Genomic DNA, 24,436 nt, shown 5'->3' with positions numbered 1-24,436 from the left:
AGTTGCAGAATGTAGTTAAAAAACGAGTTGCCGGAAATGAGCCAAAGACTCCTTCCCGGCAACTCGTCAGTGTTTATTCAACACTTAAAACTCAACATTCAACACTTCCTAAGCTTTTACTTCTTTGGTTGCTTCGGCCGGCGTTTCAGGGGCAGTGGCCTGGTGCTGGTCGATGATGCTGCAAATCTGGCCGAAGATGCTTTCAATCGGGCCGATGCCGTTGAGGGCGTGAAATTTCTTTTGGGCAGCGTAATAACCGGCCACCTGGGCGGTTTCGGTGTTGTACACCGTTACGCGGCGGCGGATTTTGCTTTCGTCCTGGTCGTCGGGGCGGCCGCTGGTTTTGCCGCGCTCCAGCAGGCGTTTCACCAGTTCTTCTTCCTGCACTTCCAGCGCAATCATGCAGTTGATGCCGCTGTCGTGCACACTCATCAGTTGGTCAAGGCTTTCGGCCTGGGGCACGGTGCGCGGGAAACCGTCGAAGATGAAGCCGCCGGCGGTGGCCTTGTGGGTTTGGAGGGCCGAGTCAATCATGCCGATGACGACTTCATCGGGTACGAGCAGGCCTTCGTCCATCAGCTTTTTGGCGCGCAAGCCCAACTCGGTGCCTTGGGTAATCTGGGCGCGCAGCAGGTCGCCGGTGCTCAGGTGCACGAGGTTGTACTTGGCGATGAGCTTCTGGCTCTGGGTTCCTTTGCCGGCGCCGGGGGGGCCGAACAGCACGATATTCAACATGAACGGGAAGAGTTGCGCGATGGCAAGTGGTAAGGTGGGTTGGGCAAGTTAAGCAATCAAAGGCAGAATTGTTGCTATACGGCCACGTACACGTCGGGCAAGTTGCGGCCCAGCCCGTCGTAATCGAGGCCGTAGCCGACCACAAAATCGTTGGGAATTTCTTTGGCTACGTAGCGGATGCTCAGTTCGTGGCGCAGGCTTTCGGGCTTGAAAAACAGCGTGGCAATCTCCACCGACGCCAGGCCTTTGCTTTGCAGCGTGGGCAGCAGGTGGTGCATGGTGGTACCGGTGTCCACAATGTCTTCGACGAGGATGATGTCGCGGCCCTCAACTTCTTCGCGCAGGCCCAGCACTTCCTGCACCACGCCGGTGCTGCCCGTGCCCTCGTAGGAGGCCACGCGGATGAACACAATCTCGCATTCACCCTGGTAGTGCTTCAGCAAATCGGCGGCAAACATGAAGCCCCCGGTAAGGACTACCACAAACAGCGGCCGGCGCCCGGCATAGTCGGCGCTCAGGCGGGCGGCCAGCCCGGTCACGGCCTCATCCAGTTGAGCAGCCGACAGATACGGCTGAAATTCTTTGTTATGGATGGTAACGTTGGCGTGGGCCATGCGGCGCGAAGGGGTGTGATTTGGGTACAAAGCTACGGCCGGAATGTCTGAACCGCAGATTTAACGGATGAAACGGATTGAACGGATTCGAACGCCCCCGCTTGCTCTCACTTTTTGGGCAGAGGCTATACCAATAAAAAGGCTGCTGCTCGATGAGCAGCAGCCTTTCCGTTTTATGAAGCCGGAAATAGCCAGCACCGTTGAATCCGTTCAATCCGTTTCATCTATTAAATCTGCGGTTCAGATTACTTCACCAGCACCGTGTAGATGAAGCGCGCGGCGGCCGGCGCAGCGTTAGCGAAGGCGTAGCGCACGTGGGGGCGTGCTACCAGCTCGGCCCGGTCCTTTTCCAACTGCACCGGGGCCATGCCCCGCTCGCCGTCTTTGGCGGCAATGTGGGGCGCAATAACCAGCGACACGATGCTCATCAGCTTGATGAGAATGTTCATGCTCGGGCCCGAGGTGTCTTTGAAGGGGTCGCCCACGGTGTCGCCGGTCACGGAAGCTTTGTGCGCATCGGAGCCCTTGTACTCCATCTTGCCGTTTACCATTACGCCCTTTTCGAAAGACTTTTTAGCGTTGTCCCAGGCGCCGCCGGCGTTGCTCTGGAACATGGCCATGAGCACACCCGAAACAGTAACGCCGGCCAGCAGGCCGCCCAGCACCTTGGGGCCGAACAGGAAGCCAATGATGATGGGCGTGAGCAAGGCAATGGCGCCCGGCAGAATCATCTCCCGAATGGCGGCTTGGGTCGAAATGGCCACGCACTTCTCGTACTCGGGCCGGCCGGTGCCTTCCATGATGCCCGGAATCTCGCGGAACTGGCGGCGCACTTCCTGCACCATGGCCATGGCCGCGCGGCCCACGGCCGCAATGGCCAGCGCCGAGAAGATAAACGGAATCATGGCGCCCACAAACAGGCCGGCCAGCACGTCGGCGTTCGAAATGTCGATGGTGTCGATGTGGGCCGTGCCCATGAAAGCAGCAAATAGCGCCAGCGAGGTGAGGGCGGCCGAGGCAATAGCGAAGCCTTTGCCAGTGGCGGCGGTGGTGTTGCCCACGGCGTCGAGAATGTCGGTGCGCTCGCGCACTTCCTTGGGCAGCTCGCTCATTTCGGCGATGCCGCCGGCGTTGTCGGCAATGGGGCCGAAGGCGTCGATGGCCAGCTGCATGGCGGTGGTCGCCATCATGCCGGCGGCGGCAATGGCCACGCCGTAGAGGCCGGCAGCCTTAAAGCTGAGCACAATGCCCGCCGCCAGCACCAGAATGGGCAGTACCGTCGATTCCATGCCCACGGCCAAGCCGCCGATGACGGTGGTGGCGTGGCCGGTGCTGCTTTGCTGCACAATGCTCATCACCGGGCGCTTGCCCATGGCCGTGTAATATTCGGTGATGATGCTCATCAGCGTGCCCACAATCAGGCCCACCACCACGGCGTAGAATACGTGCATGGCATCGAAGCTGATGCCACGAATGGTGAAGGTGCCGGCCGGCAAAATCCACATGATGAGGCCATAAGCGCCAAAAGCCGAAACAATGACCGAAATGTAGTTGCCCAGGTTGAGCGCGCCTTGCACGTTGCCGCCTTCCTTCACTCGCACGCAGAGAATGCCGATGAGCGAGGCGATGATGCCCATGCCCGCAATAGCCATCGGCAGGAAGATGGGCGACAGGCCGCCAAACTGGTCGTTGGTCACGGTCACTTCGCGGCCCAGCACCATGGTAGCCAGGATGGTAGCTACGTAAGAGCCGAACAAGTCGGCGCCCATGCCGGCCACGTCGCCCACATTGTCGCCCACGTTGTCGGCGATGGTGGCGGGGTTGCGGGGGTCGTCCTCGGGGATGCCGGCTTCCACTTTGCCCACGAGGTCGGCGCCCACGTCGGCCGCTTTGGTGTAGATGCCGCCGCCCACGCGGGCAAACAAGGCAATGCTTTCAGCACCCAGCGAGAAGCCGGTGAGTACTTCGAGCGCTTTCTCCATTTCCTGCCCGTTGGCGAGGCCACTGGGCACGAACATCTTATAGAACACTATAAACAAGGAGCCCAAGCCGAGCACGGCCAGGCCGGCCACGCCCATGCCCATCACCGAGCCGCCCGAAAACGACACGTTCAGGGCGCCGCTGAGGCTGGTTTTGGCCGCCTGCGCGGTGCGCACGTTGGCTTTGGTAGCAATCTTCATCCCGATGAAGCCGGCCAAGGCCGAGAATACCGCACCGATGATGAAGGCAATGACGATGACGGGGCTGGAATTGCCGCTGGTGCTGCCCAGGTAGAACAGGAAGGCGCCGGCGATGAGGCCGAATAAGGCCAGTACCTTGTATTCGGCCTTAAGGAAGGCAATGGCGCCGTCGGCGATGTAGCCGGCGATGGTGGTCATGCGGGCGTCGCCGGCGTCTTGCCGGGCCACCCAACCGGCGCGCAGCCAAGTGTAGAGCAAGGCAAAAATGCCCAACGCGGGCACTGCGTAGAGGTAATTCGTCATAAGGCGTGAATGGGTGGGAAAAAGTGAGTTAAGCGGTTTTCGGCTCGCAAAATAGCGGAAATTGGAGCGAATCCAAGTTTCCGGCATTTGGCCACCGCTTATTCGGCTTTTTCCGTCTCCTTTCCATTCCTTTTCGCAGAGCGACAGGCAGTTTAACCTGCCGTCGGCCCCACGCAGGCCCCGCTGGCTTACAGCTCGCGCATCAGCACTTGGTACAGCGCCAGCATACTCTCGATGTCGCGCTTGTCCACCAGCTCGTCGGGCGAATGCACGTGGTCTTCGGGGGCGCCCACAAAGCACCAGTCCCAGGGCGCGGCGGCGTGCTGCAGTTCCTTGGCATCGGAGCCGCCGCTGCCTTCCACTTCGAGCTGGTGCGGAATACCTGATGCCGCGGCAATGGCCCGGATGCGGTCGACGTAGCTGCGGCGCGGGATGAGCGAATCGCGCAGCGAAATGGCGCAGCCTTGGCCAGCATGTACGCCCTCGGTCACCCAGGTTATGTCCGAAATGAGGGCCTGGCGCACGCCATAAGTCTCATTGATGTACTTGGCCAGATAGGCCACCGAGCCGCCGCCGTGCTCCTCCCAGCACGAGAAGGCCACGATGCCGTGCTCCAGCGTCTCGCACAGGCGCAGGGCGTTCCATACCCCGAGGCGGTTGTCGAGGTAGCAGCTTTGCACGGTGGTTTCGGTTTCGCGGAAGTCGCAGTAGAAGGTGAGCTCCGTGCCACGGTCGATGTCGCGGTGGAACGCGTAGCCCAGTTCGCCGGTTTCGTCGTCTATGGTCAGCGTGCAGTCTATCTCTCCTTGCGAATCGTGCCCCACCAAGCGGTAGCCAGCTTCGGCCTGGGGCCCGCCAATGCGCACCAGCTGCCGGCCGTAGCGCACGGTGAAGCCAATGCTGTCGAGGTGGGCAAACACGGCCGTGCGCGGCTGCCCAAACACCAGCAGGATGCAGTCCTGAAACCGGTCGTCGGCGATGATTTGGGGCTGGTGACGCCAGCCGCTTTGGTGCTGGCGCACGTAGTCGAGTACAAAACGGGACAGGGGGGCTTCGTGGCCGGCCGGGGCCGCGATGCGGCAAAGCGAGTGCAGCAGTTGCATAAGAGAAGAGGATTTCGACCAAAGCTAGGCCAAAGTCCGTACTTTAGCAGACCGCTTAGCTTTGGCCAACTTCTGCCCGAGCCCTGCTTCAGGCCCGCCTTCGACTTTCTATCTATGCTGCGTTCGCTGTTTTGTATCTGTTGGGGCCTGCTCCTGCTGCCACACCTGGCCAGGGCCCAGAAGTCCGATACAATTCGCACCCCTCCGCCGATAAAAACGGTGGAACTCGACACCGTGGGCGTGCTGCCCTCGGCCGTAGACACCAAAGGCTGGCTGCTTCTTGACAAGGACATTCAGCTAGAACTGGACGGCGCCGTGCGCAACATCTACAATTTCAAGTACGACCGGGCCGAGAAGCAGTTTCGCTCGCTGCGGCGGCGCTACCCCAACCACCCCATGCCCTACTTTCTGCTGGGTTTGAGCACATGGTGGAAAATCATGCCCACCAACTTCCAGACGCAGCAGTACGACAAGGCCTTTTTCGCCTACATGGACACGGCGGCCACCAAGGCCCAGAAGCTCTTCGACGCCGACAACAATAACTACGAAGCCAGCTTCTTCCTTTCGGCGGCCTACGGCTTCGATGCCCGCCTGCACGCCGAGCGCCACGACTGGCGCAAAGCTACCGTGGGCGCCCGGCGCGCGCTCAACTATCTAAAGAAGAGCCAGGAGGCTAATGGTTTGAGCCCGGAGTTTCAGTTTGGCCAGGCACTGTTCAACTACTACGCCGTCTGGATTCCCGACAACTACCCGTTGCTGAAGCCGGTGCTGCTCTTCTTCCCGAAGGGCGATAAAAAGCTGGGGCTGCAGCAGCTGCGTAGCGTGGCGGCCAACGGCTTCTACACCGGTACCGAGGCGCGGGTATTCCTCATGCGCATCCTCAAGAATGAGGAAAACAACGCCGAAGAGGCTATTCCAGTGGCCCGCTACCTGGCCACCACCTACCCCGACAACGGCTATTTCCAGCGTTTCTATGCGCTGCTGGCTTACGACCAGGGCGAGTTTGCCGACTGCGAGCGGGTGAGCCGCGAAATTCTTGATAAGATTAACAAGGGCATGCCGGGCTACGAGGGCATCAGCGGGCGCTACGCCAGCTATTTCCTGGGCTACCTGATGCAGAACCGCTACCGCGACATGGCCAAGGCCAAGGACTACTACCAGCGGTGCATTGTGTTTGCGGAGAGCACCGGCGACACTTCCGGCGGTTTTTATTTGTTTGCCAACGTGAACCTGGCCCGGCTGGCCGTGAAGGACAAAGACGTGCCCGCCGCGAAGCGCTACTACGCCGTGGTGGCCGACAAGGCCGACCACAAATCGGAGCAATACAAAGAGGCCAAAACCTGGCTTAAAAAGAACGGAAAAGCCTAAGCATGGAACTCAGTGACCTTTTCCTCGCCCCCCTTTACCTGGCCATTCTTTATGGGCTGGCGTATGCCATTCGCCCGTCGGTGACCAACCAGTTCACCAAGCCGTTCTTCATTCCGGCGCTTACCCTTAAGTTCGTGGGTGCTATCAGCTTGGGACTGATTTATCAGTTTTACTACAAGGGAGGCGACACCTTTAACTACTACTGGCATTCCACCATCATCCATGAGGCCTTTGCCAAATCCTTCTCGACCGGCTTTCAGCTGATTCTCGACAACGGCGGCGATAATTCGCCCGCGACGGCGCCGTATGTAGCCAAAATGTTTTGGCACGAGCCGGGTTCCACGGAATACCTAGTATGCCGCATTGCTGCCTTTTTAGGCTTGCTGTGCTTCAACAGCTACACGGTGATTTCGCTCTTTTTTGCCGTCATCAGCTTTAGTGGCATCTGGGCTATGTTCATTGCCTTTGCTAAAATCAGGCCGCACGTTTACAAACAGTTGGGTTGGGCAATGTTTTATGTGCCTTCCATGTTTTTCTGGGGGTCAGGCCTGCTCAAAGACTCGCTCTGCCTTGGGGCCTTGGGCTGGCTCTTTTACGCCATGTACCGGGGCATCATTCAGCGGCAGGCGCTGATTAAATGCCTGCTCATTGGTACAATCGCCGTCTATGCGTTGCTATCCATCAAAGTATACATTTTGCTGTGCTTCCTGCCGGCGGCCCTGCTTTGGATATTCAACGAAACCAACGACCGCATCAAAAGCAAGGGGCTGCGTTTGGTAGCTCGTCCACTGTTCCTGGGTCTGGGTGTCGTTGTTGCTGTTTTCGCGGCTACTAACCTCACAAAGGGCGATGCTAAGTACGACGTGGACAAAATTGGGGAACGCAGCAAGATTACGGCTGATTACCTCTACCAACAAAGTGTGAAGCAAGAAGGCTCGGGTTACCATCTGGGCGAGCTCGACGGCAGCATTGGCAGCATGGTGAAGCTGGCCCCGCAGGCCATTGCCACGTCCCTCTACCGGCCCTTCATCTGGGAAGCGCACAACCCGGTTATGCTGCTGTCGGCACTGGAAGCGGGATTCTTCCTGTTTTTCACCTTGCGTATTTTTTGGCGCACGGGGGTGTTCCGCACGTTAGGCGTCATCGGCAAAAACCCGATTCTGCTCCTCTGCTTCATGTTCTCACTGGTGTTTGCCGCTTCAGTAGGCATTACCAGCGCCAACTTCGGTACGCTGGTGCGTTACAAAATTCCGATGATTCCCTTCTACCTCAGTGGGCTATACATTCTCCAGAACATGGCAACGGCACGGGCATCCGGCGCGGCTACCCCAGCGGGTCGGGCCGCCGCGCGGCCCCGGCCTCAACTAGTGGGCTAGCTATTAAACAGCTGGCGACAGTCGCGAAGGGTCACTTCCATTCTCTTACCGGCTATCGGAAGAGGCCCAAAAAGTTGGCGGTATTGGATGTCACAGAGTAGCGTGCTTCGATGGTAGCACGGGCGGCCTGCCCGAGGCGCTGGCGCAGGCCGGCGTCGGCGAGAAGGGCCCGCAGGCTGGCTTCCCATTCGGCGGCCGTCGCGCACACAAAGCCATTGTGGCCATGCTGCACCACTTCGGTGTTCATGCCTACCGGCGACACCAGGGCCGGCACGCCCAAAGCCATGTACTGCAACGCTTTAAACGCGCATTTGCCTTTGGCCCAGGGGTCGTCTTCCAGCGGCATCAGCCCCACGTGGAAGCCCAGGAGGTCGGCAATTTCGGTTTCTTTGCGCCAGGGCAAAAAGACCAACGAGCGCAGCGGAAACTGGGGTGGCTGATTGGATATGACGCGAAACTCAAAGTCCAGTCCTTCGGCCTCCAGCTTGGCCAGCACCGGAACTACTTGGTCTAGGTACTTGAGGGTGGAGTGCGTGCCCGTCCAGCCAATGACGAGGCGACCGGGGACGCTTTGGTCGCGCACCTGGTTGTGCAGATGCACGGTGTCGATGGTGGTGGGATTCACCACGACGTCGGGATTAAACTGCCGGGCGTAGGCGGCCAGGTAGTTGTTGCCGCAGCTGTTGCGCCGGGCCCAGCCGCAGATGCTGGCCGTTTTGTGGTGCCACTTCAGGCCCGCCGCTACTTTGTTCACCTCCGAGGTATTGGCCAGCCAAATGGCGTCGTCAAAATCGTAGATGACCTTCTTTCGCAGCAGCCTGCTAATTATCCATTCCAGCACCGGCGGCCCCAAAGGCGCGGCCTCGCGGTGAATGAACACAAAGTCGTAGGCCGGCAACTGGAACAACAGCCCAATGCGGCGTGCAAAGCCGCTCAGAATGCCCCAGGCCTTGGCTGCCGCTTGGCCGGGCTTGTAAAGAATGTTCCAGGTAGCAACCGAGATGAAGGGCGCTAGCTGGTACTGGTGACCGGCGGCGGTCAGAATGTCCAGGTACTGCTCGAAGCGAAACCGCTGCGAAGGGGCCCGGCCGGGCGGGTAAGGAACAAGGAAAAGGATGCGCACGGTAGCGTGTTGCACCGCCGGACCGCCCGCAACGGGCAGCCTAGCGGCTGTGGTAAAAATTCAGTATAGCGCCTATAACGCGTTGCTGCAAAGCAGGCGTCAGCTCGTAGTAGAGCGGCAGTCGCACCAGGCAGTCGGTGTAGAAGTCGGCCCAGGGCAGTTCGCGACCGTCGTGCTTGTCGACGTAAAAGGGGCTCTTGTGCAACGACAGGTAGTGGAACACCGGCAGAATCTGCTGTTCGCGCAGGTGCTCAATCAGGGCGGTGCGCTCGTCCAGGCTCGTGCAAGTGAGGTAGAACATGTGGCCGTTGTTGGTGGCGTAGTCCGGCAGGTTGGGCACGCCCACGCCGTACTTGCTCAGGCTACTCAGGGCCGTGTAGTACACCTGCCACAGGGCTTTGCGCTGGTCCTGAATCTGGTCGAGGTTTTCAAGCTGCGCGTACAGGAAGGCCGCAATAATGTCGGACGGCAGGAAGGACGAGCCCATGTCTACCCAGCCGTACTTATCCACTTCGCCCCGGAAGAATGAGGACCGGTTGGTGCCCTTCTCGCGGATAATTTCTGCGCGTTGCGCGAAACGCGGGTCGTTGATGGCCAACATGCCGCCTTCGCCCGAGATAATGTTCTTGGTTTCGTGGAAGGAGAAAGCCGCCAGCTCGCCGAGGCTGCCCAATGGCTTGCCGTTGTAATACGAGTCGATGGCCTGCGCGGCATCTTCGACCACAGCCAGCCCATGGCGGGTGGCCACCGCCTGAATGGCGTCCATGTCGCAGGCAATGCCGGCGTAGTGCACCGGCACGATGGCCCGGGTGCGCGGCGTCACAAGGGCTTCGATGGAAGCGGCGTCGATGTTGGGGTTCAGGGCCGTGCTGTCGGCAAACACGATTTTGGCACCGCGCAGCACGAAGGCGTTAGGCGTCGAGACAAACGTGTAAGACGGCACGATGACTTCGTCGCCAGGCTGCAGGTCGAGCAGGATGGCGGCCATTTCCAGCGCATCGGTGCAGCTGGTGGTCAGCAGCACTTTGCGAAAGCCGAACCGCTCCTCAAAAAACTTGTGGCATCGCTTGGTGAACAGGCCATCGCCCGAGATTTTGCCGGAGCGAACCGCTTCTTCGATGTAGGTAGTTTCCTTGCCCGAGAGGTAAGGCTTATTGAACGGAATAGCCGTGGAAATAGTCATGAGAAGTTGTAGGCGGTCGAAACGCGGGGGCAAAGGTACGCAAGCGCGGCGGGTACCGCCTGCTTACAGCCAGAGATGGTAGATGTGCTCGACCTGCCACTCGCTAAAGCCGCAGCGCCGGTAGAAGCCACAAGCCGGCTCATTGTCGAGCTGCGTGACGACTTGCAGCTCGGCCAAACCCCACGCGGCGGTGCGTTGCCGGGCAGCCGCTACCAGCTGTTGTCCAATGCGCTGCCCGCGAGCCTGCGCATCCACGGCCAGCAGGCCAATATCGGCGCGGCCGTTTTTCAGGCCCAGCGTAAGCAGGCCCTGAGCTTGTGCATTGCCTTCGGCATCAAACGCCAATACCTCGCGCGCAATCTGGTGGCTCAAGGAGTTTTGCAGCCAACGCTTATAAAGACCGGTGAAGACCGTGGGCGCAAAGTTGCTATCGAGTCGGAAGCGCGAATACTCCCCACTTTGCAAAGCCAAGCTTTCGAGTTGCGGCATCCAGGTTGTGGTCGGGCGAATGGCCGGGCTAATGGGAGCGGCCTGCTCGGCGGGTGCCACGGGCATGGCAAAAGTCACCTTGCGGTCGGCCAGCCATGCGCCGGCACGTCGGGCACTTGCGTTGCTAACGGCATCATCAGGTGCTGCAATCAAGTAGAGCAGGCGCAGGCCCTTGCCGCGGGCTTGCGCCACGCATTGGGCCAATTCCTCGGGGGCGATGCTACTCAGTTCGAGCCGGGCAACTTCAAAGCCCAAATAGTCGCTATCCCAGGCCAGGGGCTGGCAGATGTTGGCGTGCGAACTCATTGAGCGGTATCAACATCTACTAAGTAGATGGGGCGGTTTTTTACTTGTTCAAAGGTTTTGCCCAAATACAAGCCGACCATGCCAAGCACGGAAAGTATCAAACCCGAAAAAAACCACACCGAAATAATGAGGCTGGTATAACCTAGCACCAGAATTTCTCCCATCAAAAAGCGGAAGCACGTAACGAGGACCATCAGAAACGCCGAAGCTGATACCAGAAGCCCCAACTTAACGGTCAGACGCAGCGGCTTGTCTGAATAAGCAAGGATGATATCTAAGGCCAGATTAATCAGGCGGCGCAGGTTGTAACTGCTACTGCCTTCTTGGCGTTCGGCGTGGGCCACCGCCACCGCGCCAGCTCGGAAACCTACCCAGCGTAGCATGGTGGGAAAGTAACGAATGCTCTCGCGCATGGACAGCACCGCATTTATCACTTTGCGGTGATAGATACCGAAGTTGGCAATGGCGGGGTCCTGCTTGGTGTCGGTTAGGTAAGCCAGCATTTGGTAGAATGCCCGCGACCCCGCCCGCTTCAGCCACGAATCCTGACGCTCCACGCGCCGGGCAAAGACAAGGTCGTACTTCTCTGCTATGGCGTAGCGGTATAAGACCGGAATCTCCTCAGGTTGGTCCTGCAAATCGCAGTCCATCACCACCACCCATTCGCCCCGGGCTTGCTCCAACCCAGCTGTGATGGCTTTGTGTTGCCCAAAGTTGCGCGAGAGGCGCACGCCGCGGACTCGTGGGTCCAGCGCGGCTTGCTCGGCAATGCGGTCCCAGGAGTTATCCGGTCCCCGGTCGTCGACCAGAATAATTTCGTAGTTGTCGGTGAGCGCGACCATGCTGTTCTGAATACGGCGCACCAGCTCCGCAATCAGGTTTTCGGCCTTGTATACGGGGCTTACGATGGAAAAGACAGGGAGAGAATCCGGCAAGAAAGGAGCGGTTAATTCGGGCGTTGAATGGCTGCAAAGTTACACTACTGGCAGCAAGTCCGCGTAAGCAATTCGCGCCCGGTCTACACTCCGATGCCGCACGGCCAGTTCATGGATGGCCGCACGATAACCAGGCCGCACCAGCACCGCGCCGATGCGGCCCAATGCCGCGGGCAAGCTGGCGGGCAAACCCAGGTCGAACACGGCTCCGCCGCCTTCGGCCTCGGCGATGGCCGAATCGTCGCCCACACCAGGCGGCACCAACACCGGCAGGCCGCTGGCCCAGTACTCGCCAATTTTAATGGCCGAACAAAACCGGCGGCATGGCGCTGGCTTGATGGTGGCGAAGGCAAAATCGGCCGCCGCCAGGTAGTCCGGCACTTCGTGATGCGGCGCCTTGATGACGAACACCGCACCGGCCGCTATTCCGGCCGCCGCCGCCTTGCGCTGCACTTCGGCCACGGGGTCGGGCGTGAGAACGAGCAGGCGGAAACCCGGTCCGAAATGGTCGGCTGCGGCCCGAAACACCCCGAAGGCCTCCGCGTCGTAATAAATGCCGCCGAACTTGCCCACGTAGACCCCTACCACGGCCTCGGCAGCCCAATTCAGGCGCTGCCTTACCCGCGCCCGTGCTTCGGCGCTAAAGGCGAAATCACGGGCATTCACCGAACAGGGCACCGTCACGACGCGGCCGGCCGGCACCCCTTCCTGCACCAGTTGCTGCCGGTAGTTTTCGGCCACCGGCATCAGGCCCAATGCCAGCTGTTTTTGCCGCCGCTCCCAGTGCTTTTGAAACAGGTAGCGCGGGTCGTAGCGCCGCCATACGCCAGACTCCAGCATGTAGTCGGCGTGCGGCTCGAAGGACTCGACGTAAAAAGGCAGCTTGATTTTCTTCCACACCAAGTACGCCAGCGCACCCGCCGGGGCGCCCCGCGCCAAGATGAAGTCCGGCCGAAATTCCGCCACCTGCTTCACCAGTTCGTTCGGGAAGCGCGTGAAATCTTCAATCTTATTTAGAATAATGTTGCCGGAAGGCTTGGACCGCAACGGCTCAAAACTGATTTTATCGGTTTCAAAGCCCGGGGCAAACCGCAGGTCGGCCTGTGCTTCCGCCCCGCGCTCAATGGTCACCAGCCGAATGGCGGCTACATCGGGGCGCGCTTGTAAAATCTGCAGGTGCGGGAAAACGGTGCTGGCGGTCAGGCCATCGTTCAAGCCCCAATAACCCAGAAAAAGAATGCGCATCACAGCGATAGTATTGTGTAAGAAAACGGCAGTCTTGCAAAGATAAACCCGTGGAAACGCTTGCCCTTTGTCGTCGATGCTCAACGCTTCGGCATTGTCGTCACTGTATTGCCTTTCCGCGTCGCAAACCGCGTCTTCATCACGCGCCTCTTTTCGGCCTCGGCAATAACTTCAGCCGCCAACTGCTGCACTTCAAAGCCAGAAGGCTATGTGGCCCGCTGGTCAATCAGTGAGTATTGGGCCGAATCCACATCAGCCGTGTACATTTGCTGTTGCAGGGGCCTCTTTTTTCAGGCTGCTAGCGGTCCATGATTAAAGCGCTTGCAACTTTTCTCTCAATGGCTGGCGTGCCAGCGGTGTTACGACATTTACGGGGGCCTCAGTCGCTTACGATTTTGTCATTACACCGCGTTTCAGCCGAAGAAGACTACTTCTGGCAGCCGCTTCACCCCGACCGTTTTGAGGCTCTGTGCCTCTACGTAAAGCGTCATTACGAGGTAGTCAACCTTCGCGACCTGAATTTACTGGCGGCTCCCCAACGGCCCCAGTTGGTACTAAGCTTTGACGATGGTTACCAAGACTTTATGGAATTTGCACTTCCTGTCTTGGTGCGGCATAATTTACCGGCCAACCATAACCTGGTAGTGGCCTGCCTGAATGGGGACTACACCATCTGGACGCAGCGGCTGAACGCCGCCTTCAATCAGGCCCGCCAACAGCAAGTGCACCTGCAGTTGACGATTGGTGAAGCGCGGTATGACTTACAGCGTTACAACAACCAGTGGATGCCGTTTTACTTGGCGGTATTCAAAGCCCTGCTCCAACGTCCTAGGTTGATGCGTGAGGAAGTTTTGACCGAGCTGGAAACGCTTGTAGGGCGCCCGCCCGCACCGCGCATGATGACTTGGGCCGATGCCCGCTCCTTGGCCAACCACAACATTGAAGTGGGCAGCCACACCTATTACCACGACGTCGTTTCCACTATTCACGACCCGGCGCAACTGCATCAGGAGTTGGTCGATTCGCGCCGGGTTCTGGCTGAGCGCCTTCAGCAACCCATTGACGTGTTGGGTTTGCCAAATGGGCAGAACAGCCCCCACCTGCAGGCCAGCATCCGCGAAGCGGGCTACACGTGTGTGTTGGAAGTAGGCGACCGTGGCAATGCGTTGCCGCTGGCATCCGCAACCGCACCGCCATGCCTGCACCGCATCAATATTGTGGATGAACTTCCGTCGCTGGCCCAATTGCGGCTGGAAGTGCTGGCCATGAAAAAAAACCTACCCCAATCCTTGTCTCACAAATGAGTACGACTGAAACCTACACCATCCAGCAGGTAGCGCCTGAAAACTTCGATGTGTTGCTGCCGCTCATGCAAGACTGTTTCGGTATCGACACCAACGTGTCGTATTTCCACTGGAAGTATACTCAAAATCCGGCAGGCAACTTCATTGGCTTTGTGGCGGTGGCCGATTCTACGGGCGAAATTGGGGCCTACTACGGAGTGATTCCTGAGCTGTTCAGTGTGCAAGGGAAGCGCCAGGTCATCTACCAGTCCTGCGATACGATGACGCACTCGCGGCACCGCCGACGCGGGTTATTTCAGTTGCTGGCCGTGCATTGCTATAACTACCTGCGCGCGCACGGGCAGCTTTTTGTGTACGGTTTTGGAGGAGGACAGTCCACACCCGGCTTCATCAAGTTTGGCTGGCGGCACATTTTTGATATTGCCTACTATTTCTACCCGCGCCAAATGCGCTTGTTAGACCTGCCTCAGCTATTTGCAAACGCTAACAAGGTAGTTCCGGTGCACGACCATGCGCAGCTTGCCGACTTGCTGCTCAAGAGCAACCGGGGCACGGCGGTGCATGCGCTAAAGGAAGTGGCTCAATTTTCGTGGCGGCTCGCCAACCCCCGCCACGCTTACCAGACATTGGCCTACGCCGATGCAAGCGGCAAATTCACTGGCTACGTGGTGTATTATGTAGAGGACCAGAAGGTCTTCCTGTTTGATGGCTTTGCCGAATCGAGGCAGGCCGAGCGGGCGCTGTTTGGCGCCCTCAAAGCGTTGTTGCGGGCCGATGGCTCGCTGCGCGGCATCGTGAGCCTGTGCCAGCCCGGGCAGCGTTTTTCTCAAAGCTTGACTCGCAACTGGTTCGTTCGCAACACTTTTTCGAAAGGTCCTTTGCGCGAAACCATCCCCTTTATTTTGTATGCCGACACGGCCACCATGGACGACATTGGCAATGCCAATGCCTGGGCCATCAATGCCTACGACAACGACGCCCTGTAATTTTATCCTGAGGCCGAGGCGTAGAAGCTTATTATCGGCAGGCAATGATGTATTACTGCTTGCTGAAGCGCAACTAATTAAGCCGTCGTTTGAGCAGGCGCACAACCTTTGGCGGCAGCAGCGTGCGCATCAGCAGGGTGGTCGCACTACGGGCCGGCAGTCCTCCAACGGCTCGTTGCGCGTACCCCAAAGCCTTTCTCCAATGTCCATCAACGTGCATATGGATTGCACATAAGTGGTAGAGCCGCCCAAGTAGCCGTCGCCGCTGCGCATTCGATAACTGGACGTGCTGCGTTATCCAGCCTGCGGCTAATTCCAAGCGTTGAACCAAGGCTTGGTTGTCGACCCGCATCGAGCGGGCGTCGTGGTCGTCCATGGTCAGCGTCACGGCATCAATCAGCAGCAGGCGGTCGTGCTGCATATTTTGCAGCATAAACATCCAGTCCTCTACTGAGGCGTAGCGGCGGTCCTCTTCGAAGCGATGGAGGCCGGGATTGTTGCGGCGGACGCAAATGTTACACGCCAAGCCGTTGCCATTCAAGAAAAAATCCAGCCCGTAATACCCCCCCGGCAGCGCCGCAATGTCGCAGGGGCGCCGGTGATTATCACGCTCCACATCATATTTGGTCGCCACAAAGTTGGGCAAGGTAGCTTCTGCTTGAATGGCAGCGTGAATGGTTGCCAGATGGTTTGGGTAAAAGAAATCGTCTGAGTCCAGAAACAGGCAGAAATCGCCCGTGGCGTGGGCCAAGCCATAGTTGCGGGCGGCCCCGCGTTCGCCGTTGATTTTGGGCAGGTAATGAAACCGGGAATCGGTGTACCGAGCCATTACTTCGGCGGTATTGTCGCGGCTGCCGTCGTCTACCACCAATATTTCAAAGTTTGTAAAACTCTGCGCCAATACAGAGTCGATGGTGCGGCCAATGAGGGCCGCTCGGTTGTAGGTAGGAATAATGATGGAAAAGAAGGGCACCATAGTAAAATTAGAAACAGAGAAAACGGAGAGTACTGTGGCCGACTAAAGCAGGAAACAACTGCTCCAGCCCCCAACGACTGGCCACCAACACAGCCAAGGCGGTGGCCAGTAACAGCAGGCTGTGCCCTGCGATGCGCCCTACCGGTAGTTTCAACAACGACAAGATGTGCAGGTCGGTGAGGAAGGTGGCAGTCAGGCTGCCAACTCCAAAGAGCAGCAACGCCAGGTTTAAGTTGTGTCGCCACAGCCCTAGTCCCAAGGCCACCGCCCGTGCCAGAAGCAGGCATACGTTCGACAGGAGCAAATAGCGCTGCTTGCCGATGACGTTGTAGATGGGCGAAGTCGCCTGCGACATGAGTTTGAATACGTAGTAGTAGCCCAGGTAACCGGTGTAAACACCCGCTAATTCCCAGCGTACTCCAAAGGCAAATTTAAAGATTACATCTCCAAAAACGGTGATGATGCCGAACGGCAGCACCCCCAGGTACAATAATTGGTAGTAGAGGCGCAGGGTTAGGGCCGGTAGCCGCCCGGGGTCCTGCCGCTGCATTTCGCTGGCTTTCTGCCAAAATACCGGCAGCACGGCCCCGCCCAGCAAGTTGACGGGGATTTCCAGCAGTCCCGCCGAGAATGCGTACAGCCCGACGGAGGTGGCGCCGAATCCCAGGCCGAGCAGGTACACCGGCAATTGCGCCGATAGCAGGCTAATCAGGTTGGAAGGCAGCACGTAGAGCGGAAATTCTGCGTATTCGCGCGCCACACTCCGCAGCTGCCTCCAGGAAAAAGCCTCCCATAGAGTCTTAAACTCTCGTCGCAACGGCCCCAGCGTCATGCTTACTGTAGCGGCCAACCGATTGGTGACTTCGCCCAGCAACAGGCCGCCTACCGAGCCCCCCCCCCACCAGCCCCAGCCAATGGTGACGCTCCGCCCCCCCAGCGCCGCCGCTACCTCGATGGAACTGCGCGACCCAAACCGCTTGGTACGCACATACCACCCCCCTAGGATGATGTTCAGATTGGCCAACAGCAGCAACAGCGGCAGGGCGTACAACAGCCCGCCCGTGCCGGCGGCCGGCGGCAACTGCCGCAACAGCCACGAACCGCCCAGCGCCACGCTCAGCAACACCAGCAGCGCGCCCCCGCAGGCAAGCACCACGGCCAGCTGCACCAAGGCCCGGAACTGTCCGGGCGACTCGGGCAGCAGCAACGCCGCCGGGTAGCTTAGCATGGTGACGGTGCTTAGCGTGCTCACCACCGAAGTAAACACCGCAAACTGACCATAAGCCGCCGGAGCGTAGAGGCGCACCATCACCGGCGTCAGCAAAAAACCCAGCATCGTTACGGCAGCCGACCCCGACAAGGTCAGGACGAAGTTCCGGGCGAAGGAGCCGTTTTGCCGTAAAGGCTGCAGGTACTGCTGCGCGAACCGGAAAATGCGTTGCTTCAAGTTGGTTAGTTTCAACAAAAGTACCGTCCGGCGCTGCCAGTAGCAACAATCGTGGCCCCGCCCCGTGAGCAGCGAAGCCAGGACGGCAACAGTGCCGCCAAATGTATTGCCTTATCCGGTCGCCGTGGGCCGGCGAGGTGCGCAACGCGGCATGCGCTGCTGCCCAGGGGTCAGCCCAGGGTTTTGGTGAGGCTGTTTTGGCGGAACAAAAATTGGGTGGGCCGCGCCGCGTTATAATCGGTCATCAGCTGGTGGGCGACGGCAAAGGCGGTAGCCAAGCGGGTGGAGGGGTCCAGCGGCCCGGCACCGGGCACATAGCCCGTGGGTTGGGAGGAGTTGCCGTGGTATACCGGGCGTTTCAGGGCGGTGAGCAAGGCCCGCCAAGCCGGACGCAGGGGCTTCTTCACCTGGTCTACCCATCCCGACTTATGGAAAAAATAATCCCACAGGCCGTTGCCAATGCGCGGGTCGTAGTAAAAGCGCATCCGGTCGCCTTCCCGACGGCTGGCATCCCCCCCGGGGCCTTGGTTCATGCGCCGGAGGTTGCTTTGCGGATTTTCAAGCCGCACGCTCAGCAATGCGCTGCTCCAGGCCAAGTTCACCCCCAGGCTGGTGATGCGATACGTGAACTCGGCGTCTACTTGCACCACGCCGGTATGAAACAAGCCCGTCAGGGCCAGCGAACTGCGCCGAATCATCAGCGGCAACCCAATCAGCCAAACCACCTCCCTGTCGGTCAGCCAGCGGCGAAAGTTATCGGCTACATCGTCGTAAAAAGTGGCTTTTTCAAGCTCTTCCACATGCATCAGCGCAGCGTGGCCGGTGAGCACGTCCAATTCGGGACGGTTCAGCATGAAGGCCTTGGCTTCCTGAATGGCGGGGTAGCAGAAAGCATCGTCGTCGGTGATGAGCTTCAGCAGTTCACCGCGGGCGCGCAACATGGCTTTGTTGAAGCCGTGAGCTTCGCCTTTATCGCGCTCCGAAGCATACTGTTGAATCAGGCCCGCGTCGAACAAGCCCTGCAGATATTCGCAGGTGCCGTCCTGGCTACCGCCGTCGGCCACCACAATCTCCTCGTCGGTTTGCCGGGCCAACACCAGCCGCTCCAGTACCTGCCGCAGGTAGGGAAGCTTGTTGTACGTCGTCAGCACGTAAGAAAGGGAGATATCGGACATGGCCTTTAAGCGCGGCAGTTACTCTATCAGGTAACCCAGCCGGCGGGCGTATTCCTGCATTTTGGCGCGGGGCCGTGCCTTAACCGGCCGCGCTGGCACTCCTACATAAATAGTCCATGGCTCGGTGTCTGCCGTCACAAGCGCGCACGCGCCGATGACGCTGCCCTCGCCAATGGTTACATTGGGCAGCACCACGGCATTGGTGCCGATGCCGGCAAAACGCGCACACCGAATCGTGCCTAATTCAACAGCATCGCGAAACGCCTCAGGTACCGTCACGCTCGTCAGCCCCTCGCCTCCAAAACGGTCGGACCCGCAGATGAGCCGGCTGCCCGCCGCGATGGTCACGAAATCTTCGACCAGCAACGTGCTCTGCGCCCCCCCAATCACAGTCAGGTAGGGCCCCAGGTGGGTGTAATCGCCGATGGTAGCGGCCGTGGTCAGGTACAAGCCCGAGTCGATGGCCACGTGGCTGCCCACCCGCACCAGCTGCGGCCGCCGGATTTCGACGTTGGCGCTGATGAATACATCGTCGCCACAGGCCTGCAGCCGGGCAGTGTCGTAGCGGGGCGAATGCAGGGGTGCAACCGAACTCATTACAAGTTAATAAGGGTAAATGGACTCGTAATACCGGGCCGTGGCCGCAATGCCGTCGTCGATGGGCGTGAACTGAAACGCTGGAAAGATGCACCGGAACCTCGCATTGTTCATCACTTTTTTTAAGGCGCCGTCGGGCTTGGCAGCATCCCAGATTATCTGTCCCTGGTAGTTGAACGTGCGCTGCATAAGAGTTACCAGTTCCCGCACGCTCAGGCCACTGTTTTGCGCCAGGTTGGTGGGCTGTTCCAGGCCCGGTCGGTCCGGGTGTTGCATCACCTCCCACACCAGCCGGCCAAAATCGGGGGCGTAGAGCCACTCGCGAATGGGTGCGCCGGTGCCCCAAACGACGAGTTGCGGCTGGCAAGCCAGCCGGGCTTTCACAAACTTGGCCACCAACGCGTTCAGCGCGTGGGTCTTGTTGGGGTCGGTCGAGTCGTAGGGGCCGTACATGTTGGGCGTGAGCAAATGAATGCTCTTCACGCCGTGTTGCATAGCAAAGCACTCGGCCGTATTCCAGAGCAGGCGGCGGCTGGCCCCGTAGCTCAGCACTGAGCGATGAACCGGCCCTTCCAGCCAGTCTTCTTCGCGAAAAACGTCGGCCTCGGCGGGGTAGGCGCAGTTGGCAATGGGGTTGATAACTATCGCCTGCGGGCACTCACGGGCCACGGCCTCGTACAGGCTCAGGGCCATGCGCACGTTATCGGCAATAACCGTGCCGGCCTGCTCGGTTACGTAGTTGAGGCTGCCCACGTTGGCCGCGCAGTTAACGATGTGTGTGGGCTGCTCGCGACGCAATAAAGCGGCCGTAGCAGCGGGGTCGCGCAAATCCACCCCCAAGGCGCGCGAGGCACCAACGTACGCGACGCCCTGCCGACGCAGCACTTGCGTCACGCTTTGCCCTACAAACCCGGTGGCCCCGAGCACGACGGCTTTTATATCAGCAACTACCATCCCTGTCTGATTGCATCAATAACATAGCCAACCTGCTCATCCGTCAGGGCATCGTGCATGGGGATGTGGATTTGGGTTTCATCGAACCGGCGCTGCTGGTACAGGTCGGACCGCAGGCCGCCGAAAAGCGTATTGCGGTCGATGCCGCGGTGCACGACCGACGCGGCAATGCCCCGTGCTTTTAGCGCCCGCACAAAACCGAGCCGGTTTTCAACATGAAAGCCAAACAACCAGTGCGCACTTTCCCGGTCGGCCCGGGGCTCGAAGTGCGTGAGGCCGGGAACCTGCTGCAGTTCCGCGCGGTACCGCTGGGCCCAAACACGCCGCGTGGCCAAGCGCTGGCCCAAGCCTTCCAGGTTGGCCAGCCCCAGGGCCGCTGCATAGTCCGACAGGTGGTACTTGTATCCGGCTTCGACCAAGTCGTAATCCCGCTCCCCTTCTTCCGACACCGCAGTGGCCTCCCGGTCGATGCCAAACCAGCGTCGGCGACGGACCGCTCGGGCCTTTTCCGGGTCGCGGGCGCAAAGAGCGCCGCCGTCGCCCGTGGTCAGATGCTTAATGGCCTGAAAGGAAAAACAAGTGTAATCCGACAACGAGCCAATGGCCCGACCCTGATAGGAGGCGCCCAGGGCGTGCGCCGCATCTTCAATAACCACCAGCCTGTGGCGGTCGGCGATGGCCTGAATGGCGGCCATGTCGCAGGGGTACCCCGCCCAGTGTACGGCCATAATGGCTTTGGTGCGGGGCGTAATGCGGTGCTCCACATCGGCCGGGTCGAGGTTGCCGGTGTTGTATTCAATATCGGCAAAGACGGGCCGCGCCCCGGCCTGTATCACCGTGGTGGCCGACGCCACAAAGGTTTGGGGCGCCATAATAACTTCATCGCCCGTGCCCACCCCCGCCACCTCTAGGGCCAGATGTAAGGCGCTGGTGCCCGAATTGAGCGCAGTCGGATGCACCATTCCCAACTCAGCCGCCAACTGTGCTTCAAAATCTTTCACCAACTTGCCTTCACTCAGAAAGCCACTGGCCAGCACTGCTCCCACCCGCTGCGAGGCAGTGGGGTGCACAAATGTGGCAAACATTGAAATGGCTTTGTCGGTCAGCAACGTAGCGGCATTTGAGGCAGGCAACACAGCATCAATCTTAGCCATAGCCTACGTTAATTTACAGTAAGTGAGTCCGATAAACCCCTCGTCCTCATAATGATGCAAACACGCTTTAGAGCGATGGTTGTCTATATCCCAAGTTCATCCCGACAAGCCTCAGCATTCTGTTAGCGCATGCTATGCCGTAAGCACGCGTGCGCTGCGTTCAGCATTTTCTTCGGGTTGATAGTGAATCGAAAGCCACTCGCGTATAGTTTCACCGCTTCAGCTTTTGGTTCTTACTACCCGTGCTTCCAATACCGACACAGTGCTTGCCATTGCACAAGCTCTTTACTATGCCATCGAATTCAGTACTAAACTGACGCATGGCAAGACGGGTTCTTTCTACGGAGCAGTAACACTAAATGAGGCTGGGCAAGGCACCAGGCATAATTACCAGACTCACGGGCTATTCCACTTCGCAGCCGAAGCCGATGTACTGGGCTTTAAACCGGTCAATCCATTTTGCCCATTCTTCCACGGTGGTGCGGGGGTCGTTAGCAGCTGTTAAAAACCCACCCAGATACGATTGGCTAAAATCCTTGGGGAAATTTTCCATCGAGTCTAATTTTCCGCTGAGCCAAGCATCGTTAAGGTGCTGGTTGAACGCGAAAATATCCAGGTTTACGCCTTTATACATGTTGGTGGTCGATGTAATGAAGGACGTTTTGGTTAGCTCTACCCGGCTTTTCGCATAGCGCCCGCCCTGGTTCTGATACCATTGGCCAGCCTTTTGCAACTGCTGTAGTTCATCTGCACGGGCCTGCTTGTCATCCCACAAGTACAACCAATAGGCGCGGCTGAAAAAGGCCGAGGCCACGCCGTAGAGCGTGTAAACGGGCAACTGCAACTGAAAGTCGCGGCGCACCAGCCGCATCAGGCCCAGTCGCTGCAAGGTCGAGCGCACCCCAAACCGGTTCAGCACCAGCAACTCGGAAGCCAGCGGAATGTGCGGGATGATTTCTTCCAGTTGCTCATTCAGCGGCACCTTTTTTCCGGTAATGACTTGGTCATTTCCCAGCCAGCTTATTTTCACCAAGTCCAGGTGCTGGCTAATCATGTGCCGCGCTATCTCATCAAGCTGTATCGGGCCTGTGAGCCAAATATCGTCCTCCAACAACAGAAACACCTCTGACCCCTCGGCTACGTGCTTGTGCCAAAGAGCAGTGGGGATGGTGCGCTGGTCAAACGGGCGCTCACCGGCCACGTGGGCCTGCAAAGCCGCCACCTTTGCCTCATAAAGTGCTGAAGTAAAAATGGCAGCCTGCGGAAACAATTCCCGGATGCGGTCCAGATACTTTGGCGGGGTGCCATCATCGAGCACCCGGACGCGAAAGTCACCCTGGATGAACTGGTAGATACTACGCAAGCATCGTTCGAGGTAATAAGGCCGGTTGAACGACTTGATGATGATGTCCATCAGGAAAAGAAGCAAAGGGCAAATGGGACGTAAAAAGAAGGCGGAGCCTCTGGCCCCGCCCTTTCATATCGCCCCCAATTACCTATTGATGTTGTTTGGGGTAACTGGCTCGTTATTCGTGGTAGTTATACACCTTGTGGCCACCTTCGAGCAGGTAGGCATCGCGGCGGAACAGTTCCACGTCGGCGTGCATCATGTCTTTCACCAGCGAAGCCAAGTCGTGCTTGGGCTGCCAACCCAGCTTGGTTTTGGCCTTGGTGGGGTCGCCAATCAACAGTTCCACTTCCGTGGGGCGGAAGTAGCGGGGGTCAATTTCCACTACTACGTCGCCCACGGCCAATTTGCAGTCGGGGTTGGTGAAGCTGGCAACATGGCCTTTTTCGTCAACACCTTCGCCCGTAAACTCTACCACAATGCCAACCTCCGCGAAGGCCATCTTGATAAAGTCCCGCACGGTGGTGGTTACACCCGTGGCAATAACAAAATCTTCGGGCTCGTCCTGCTGCAGGATGCGCCACATGGCTTCTACGTAGTCTTGTGCGTGGCCCCAGTCACGCTTCGCGTCGATGTTGCCCAGAAAAATCTTGTTTTGCAGGCCCAGCGCAATGCGAGCCACCCCGCGGGTGATTTTGCGCGTCACAAAGGTTTCGCCGCGCAGGGGGCTTTCGTGGTTGAAGAGAATGCCGTTGCAGGCAAACATACCGTAAGCCTCCCGGTAATTCACCGTAATCCAGTAGGCATACATCTTGGCCACGGCGTAGGGCGAGCGCGGGTAGAAAGGCGTAGTCTCACTCTGGGGCACCTGCTGCACCAAGCCATACAGTTCCGAGGTGCTGGCCTGGTAAATGCGCGTCTTCTTGGTAAGGCCCAGGATGCGAATGGCTTCGAGCAGGCGCAAGGTGCCTATTCCGTCGGCATTAGCCGTGTATTCGGGCGTATCGAACGACACTTTCACGTGCGACATCGCCCCAAGATTATAAATCTCGTCGGGCTGAATTTCCTGAATGATGCGAATCAGGTTGGTTGAATCATTCAAGTCGCCATAATGAAGCTTGAAGCGTACATTCTTCTCGTGCGGGTCTTGGTACAGGTGGTCAATGCGGTCGGTGTTGAACAACGACGAGCGACGCTTCAGACCGTGGACTTGATATCCTTTCTCAAGCAGCAATTCGGCTAGATACGCGCCATCTTGACCCGTGATTCCCGTAATAAGGGCAACTTTCATAAATGTGGTATTTAATCTGCGTGTTCTGATTAGACGCTGGTTTCTCTCCGTTAATAAGGGCAAAAGTACAGATAATACAGGTATTCACCTAGCAAAGCAAACGAGCATCCAGCCAAAGCCGGGAATAAGTCAAGTAAAAGACACTATATGCCTATAAACGATAAAGGCCTTGCTATTTTCCGCACAATAACTCCTAGGACGAATCGGTGAGGCCCCTACAACTATAACTCTCGATTTACCCGGA

The 24,436-nt window shown here is 58.6% G+C and carries 21 protein-coding genes; 4 read left to right on the top strand and 17 right to left on the bottom strand.

Annotation, left to right across the window (positions count from 1 at the left end; genetic code table 11):
- Nucleotides 1-108 precede the first annotated feature (108 nt).
- From MTP16_RS12090 to MTP16_RS12075, 4 genes are all read right to left on the bottom strand, one after another.
- The gene (locus tag MTP16_RS12090; RefSeq protein WP_243508806.1) at nt 109-735 is read right to left on the bottom strand and encodes an adenylate kinase; all 627 of its coding nucleotides are present in this window, start codon (nt 733-735) and stop codon (nt 109-111) included.
- A 74-nt stretch (nt 736-809) separates the two neighbouring features.
- Nucleotides 810-1,349 carry a phosphoribosyltransferase gene (locus MTP16_RS12085; RefSeq protein ID WP_243508804.1) on the bottom strand — a complete coding sequence of 180 codons (540 nt, stop codon included), beginning with the start codon at nt 1,347-1,349 and terminating at the stop codon, nt 810-812.
- 245 nt (nt 1,350-1,594) lie between these two features.
- Nucleotides 1,595-3,832, bottom strand: coding sequence for a sodium-translocating pyrophosphatase (locus MTP16_RS12080; RefSeq protein WP_243508802.1), 2,238 nt, complete (start codon nt 3,830-3,832; stop codon nt 1,595-1,597).
- 188 nt (nt 3,833-4,020) lie between these two features.
- Nucleotides 4,021-4,935 (bottom strand): M20/M25/M40 family metallo-hydrolase, encoded by a 915-nt coding sequence (locus MTP16_RS12075; RefSeq protein ID WP_243508799.1) that lies wholly within the window; start codon nt 4,933-4,935, stop codon nt 4,021-4,023.
- Between the two features lie 114 nt (nt 4,936-5,049).
- On the opposite strand from MTP16_RS12075, the gene MTP16_RS12070 reads away from it, so the two are divergent.
- Both MTP16_RS12070 and MTP16_RS12065 read left to right on the top strand, forming a co-directional pair.
- Complete coding sequence (locus MTP16_RS12070) at nt 5,050-6,303, top strand: tetratricopeptide repeat protein (protein WP_243508797.1); 1,254 nt, start codon at nt 5,050-5,052, stop codon at nt 6,301-6,303.
- A gap of 2 nt (nt 6,304-6,305) precedes the next feature.
- Entirely contained in the window at nt 6,306-7,679 is a 1,374-nt protein-coding gene (locus tag MTP16_RS12065; protein WP_243508795.1) for a hypothetical protein, read from the top strand.
- A gap of 52 nt (nt 7,680-7,731) precedes the next feature.
- On the opposite strand, the gene MTP16_RS12060 is transcribed toward MTP16_RS12065, so the two are convergent.
- From MTP16_RS12060 to MTP16_RS12040, 5 genes are all read right to left on the bottom strand, one after another.
- Nucleotides 7,732-8,817, bottom strand: a complete 1,086-nt coding sequence (locus tag MTP16_RS12060) for a glycosyltransferase family 4 protein (protein WP_243508793.1) — start codon at nt 8,815-8,817, stop codon at nt 7,732-7,734.
- Nucleotides 8,818-8,842: 25 nt separating this feature from the next.
- Nucleotides 8,843-9,985: a dTDP-4-amino-4,6-dideoxygalactose transaminase gene (gene rffA / locus MTP16_RS12055; protein WP_243508791.1), complete on the bottom strand. Its 1,143-nt coding sequence runs from the start codon at nt 9,983-9,985 to the stop codon at nt 8,843-8,845.
- Between the two features lie 63 nt (nt 9,986-10,048).
- Nucleotides 10,049-10,780 (bottom strand): GNAT family N-acetyltransferase, encoded by a 732-nt coding sequence (locus MTP16_RS12050; protein ID WP_243508789.1) that lies wholly within the window; start codon nt 10,778-10,780, stop codon nt 10,049-10,051.
- On the bottom strand, nt 10,777-11,715 hold the full coding sequence (locus MTP16_RS12045; RefSeq protein WP_243508787.1) for a glycosyltransferase family 2 protein: 939 nt from the start codon (nt 11,713-11,715) through the stop codon (nt 10,777-10,779). Before MTP16_RS12045 ends, MTP16_RS12050 begins: the two co-directional genes overlap by 4 nt.
- A gap of 39 nt (nt 11,716-11,754) precedes the next feature.
- Nucleotides 11,755-12,960, bottom strand: a complete 1,206-nt coding sequence (locus tag MTP16_RS12040) for a glycosyltransferase (protein ID WP_243508785.1) — start codon at nt 12,958-12,960, stop codon at nt 11,755-11,757.
- A 308-nt stretch (nt 12,961-13,268) separates the two neighbouring features.
- On the opposite strand from MTP16_RS12040, the gene MTP16_RS12035 reads away from it, so the two are divergent.
- Nucleotides 13,269-14,264 carry a polysaccharide deacetylase family protein gene (locus tag MTP16_RS12035; protein WP_243508784.1) on the top strand — a complete coding sequence of 332 codons (996 nt, stop codon included), beginning with the start codon at nt 13,269-13,271 and terminating at the stop codon, nt 14,262-14,264.
- Complete coding sequence (locus tag MTP16_RS12030; RefSeq protein WP_243508782.1) at nt 14,261-15,250, top strand: GNAT family N-acetyltransferase; 990 nt, start codon at nt 14,261-14,263, stop codon at nt 15,248-15,250. The genes MTP16_RS12035 and MTP16_RS12030 overlap by 4 nt, the downstream gene beginning before the upstream one ends.
- Before the next feature lie 73 nt (nt 15,251-15,323).
- Here MTP16_RS12030 and MTP16_RS12025 read toward each other — a convergent pair whose 3' ends face one another.
- The 8 genes from MTP16_RS12025 to gmd all read right to left on the bottom strand — a co-directional run bounded on the left by MTP16_RS12025 (nt 15,324) and on the right by gmd (nt 24,192).
- Nucleotides 15,324-16,226: a glycosyltransferase family 2 protein gene (locus MTP16_RS12025; protein ID WP_243508780.1), complete on the bottom strand. Its 903-nt coding sequence runs from the start codon at nt 16,224-16,226 to the stop codon at nt 15,324-15,326.
- Nucleotides 16,227-16,233: 7 nt separating this feature from the next.
- Nucleotides 16,234-17,673 carry a lipopolysaccharide biosynthesis protein gene (locus MTP16_RS12020; protein WP_243508778.1) on the bottom strand — a complete coding sequence of 480 codons (1,440 nt, stop codon included), beginning with the start codon at nt 17,671-17,673 and terminating at the stop codon, nt 16,234-16,236.
- Nucleotides 17,674-17,843: 170 nt separating this feature from the next.
- Nucleotides 17,844-18,848 (bottom strand): glycosyltransferase family A protein, encoded by a 1,005-nt coding sequence (locus MTP16_RS12015; protein ID WP_243508776.1) that lies wholly within the window; start codon nt 18,846-18,848, stop codon nt 17,844-17,846.
- A gap of 18 nt (nt 18,849-18,866) precedes the next feature.
- Nucleotides 18,867-19,445, bottom strand: coding sequence for an acyltransferase (locus MTP16_RS12010; protein ID WP_243508774.1), 579 nt, complete (start codon nt 19,443-19,445; stop codon nt 18,867-18,869).
- Between the two features lie 6 nt (nt 19,446-19,451).
- Nucleotides 19,452-20,399 (bottom strand): NAD-dependent epimerase/dehydratase family protein, encoded by a 948-nt coding sequence (locus tag MTP16_RS12005; protein WP_243508771.1) that lies wholly within the window; start codon nt 20,397-20,399, stop codon nt 19,452-19,454.
- Complete coding sequence (locus MTP16_RS12000; protein WP_243508769.1) at nt 20,393-21,553, bottom strand: DegT/DnrJ/EryC1/StrS family aminotransferase; 1,161 nt, start codon at nt 21,551-21,553, stop codon at nt 20,393-20,395. Before MTP16_RS12000 ends, MTP16_RS12005 begins: the two co-directional genes overlap by 7 nt.
- Before the next feature lie 403 nt (nt 21,554-21,956).
- Entirely contained in the window at nt 21,957-22,982 is a 1,026-nt protein-coding gene (locus MTP16_RS11995) for a glycosyltransferase family protein (RefSeq protein WP_243508767.1), read from the bottom strand.
- A gap of 97 nt (nt 22,983-23,079) precedes the next feature.
- Nucleotides 23,080-24,192: a GDP-mannose 4,6-dehydratase gene (gmd, locus tag MTP16_RS11990; protein ID WP_243508765.1), complete on the bottom strand. Its 1,113-nt coding sequence runs from the start codon at nt 24,190-24,192 to the stop codon at nt 23,080-23,082.
- Nucleotides 24,193-24,436: the final 244 nt, after the last annotated feature.

Source organism: Hymenobacter monticola, assembly GCF_022811645.1.
GTDB lineage: Bacteria > Bacteroidota > Bacteroidia > Cytophagales > Hymenobacteraceae > Hymenobacter > Hymenobacter monticola.
The sequence above is the reverse complement of the archived record's forward strand: the minus strand, read 5'-3'. Positions and strand labels throughout refer to the sequence as shown.

What these genes read in the sequence shown, in the direction of transcription:
- MTP16_RS12090 (WP_243508806.1), bottom strand. Translation starts at nt 735, where the DNA reads ATGTTGAATATCGTGCTGTTCGGCCCCCCCGGCGCCGGCAAAGGAACC.
- MTP16_RS12085 (WP_243508804.1), bottom strand. Translation starts at nt 1,349, where the DNA reads ATGGCCCACGCCAACGTTACCATCCATAACAAAGAATTTCAGCCGTAT.
- MTP16_RS12080 (WP_243508802.1), bottom strand. Translation starts at nt 3,832, where the DNA reads ATGACGAATTACCTCTACGCAGTGCCCGCGTTGGGCATTTTTGCCTTG.
- MTP16_RS12075 (WP_243508799.1), bottom strand. Translation starts at nt 4,935, where the DNA reads ATGCAACTGCTGCACTCGCTTTGCCGCATCGCGGCCCCGGCCGGCCAC.
- MTP16_RS12070 (WP_243508797.1), top strand. Translation starts at nt 5,050, where the DNA reads ATGCTGCGTTCGCTGTTTTGTATCTGTTGGGGCCTGCTCCTGCTGCCA.
- MTP16_RS12065 (WP_243508795.1), top strand. Translation starts at nt 6,306, where the DNA reads ATGGAACTCAGTGACCTTTTCCTCGCCCCCCTTTACCTGGCCATTCTT.
- rffA (WP_243508791.1), bottom strand. Translation starts at nt 9,985, where the DNA reads ATGACTATTTCCACGGCTATTCCGTTCAATAAGCCTTACCTCTCGGGC.
- MTP16_RS12050 (WP_243508789.1), bottom strand. Translation starts at nt 10,780, where the DNA reads ATGAGTTCGCACGCCAACATCTGCCAGCCCCTGGCCTGGGATAGCGAC.
- MTP16_RS12040 (WP_243508785.1), bottom strand. Translation starts at nt 12,960, where the DNA reads ATGCGCATTCTTTTTCTGGGTTATTGGGGCTTGAACGATGGCCTGACC.
- MTP16_RS12035 (WP_243508784.1), top strand. Translation starts at nt 13,269, where the DNA reads ATGATTAAAGCGCTTGCAACTTTTCTCTCAATGGCTGGCGTGCCAGCG.
- MTP16_RS12030 (WP_243508782.1), top strand. Translation starts at nt 14,261, where the DNA reads ATGAGTACGACTGAAACCTACACCATCCAGCAGGTAGCGCCTGAAAAC.
- MTP16_RS12025 (WP_243508780.1), bottom strand. Translation starts at nt 16,226, where the DNA reads ATGGTGCCCTTCTTTTCCATCATTATTCCTACCTACAACCGAGCGGCC.
- MTP16_RS12015 (WP_243508776.1), bottom strand. Translation starts at nt 18,848, where the DNA reads ATGTCCGATATCTCCCTTTCTTACGTGCTGACGACGTACAACAAGCTT.
- MTP16_RS12010 (WP_243508774.1), bottom strand. Translation starts at nt 19,445, where the DNA reads ATGAGTTCGGTTGCACCCCTGCATTCGCCCCGCTACGACACTGCCCGG.
- MTP16_RS12005 (WP_243508771.1), bottom strand. Translation starts at nt 20,399, where the DNA reads ATGGTAGTTGCTGATATAAAAGCCGTCGTGCTCGGGGCCACCGGGTTT.
- MTP16_RS12000 (WP_243508769.1), bottom strand. Translation starts at nt 21,553, where the DNA reads ATGGCTAAGATTGATGCTGTGTTGCCTGCCTCAAATGCCGCTACGTTG.
- gmd (WP_243508765.1), bottom strand. Translation starts at nt 24,192, where the DNA reads ATGAAAGTTGCCCTTATTACGGGAATCACGGGTCAAGATGGCGCGTAT.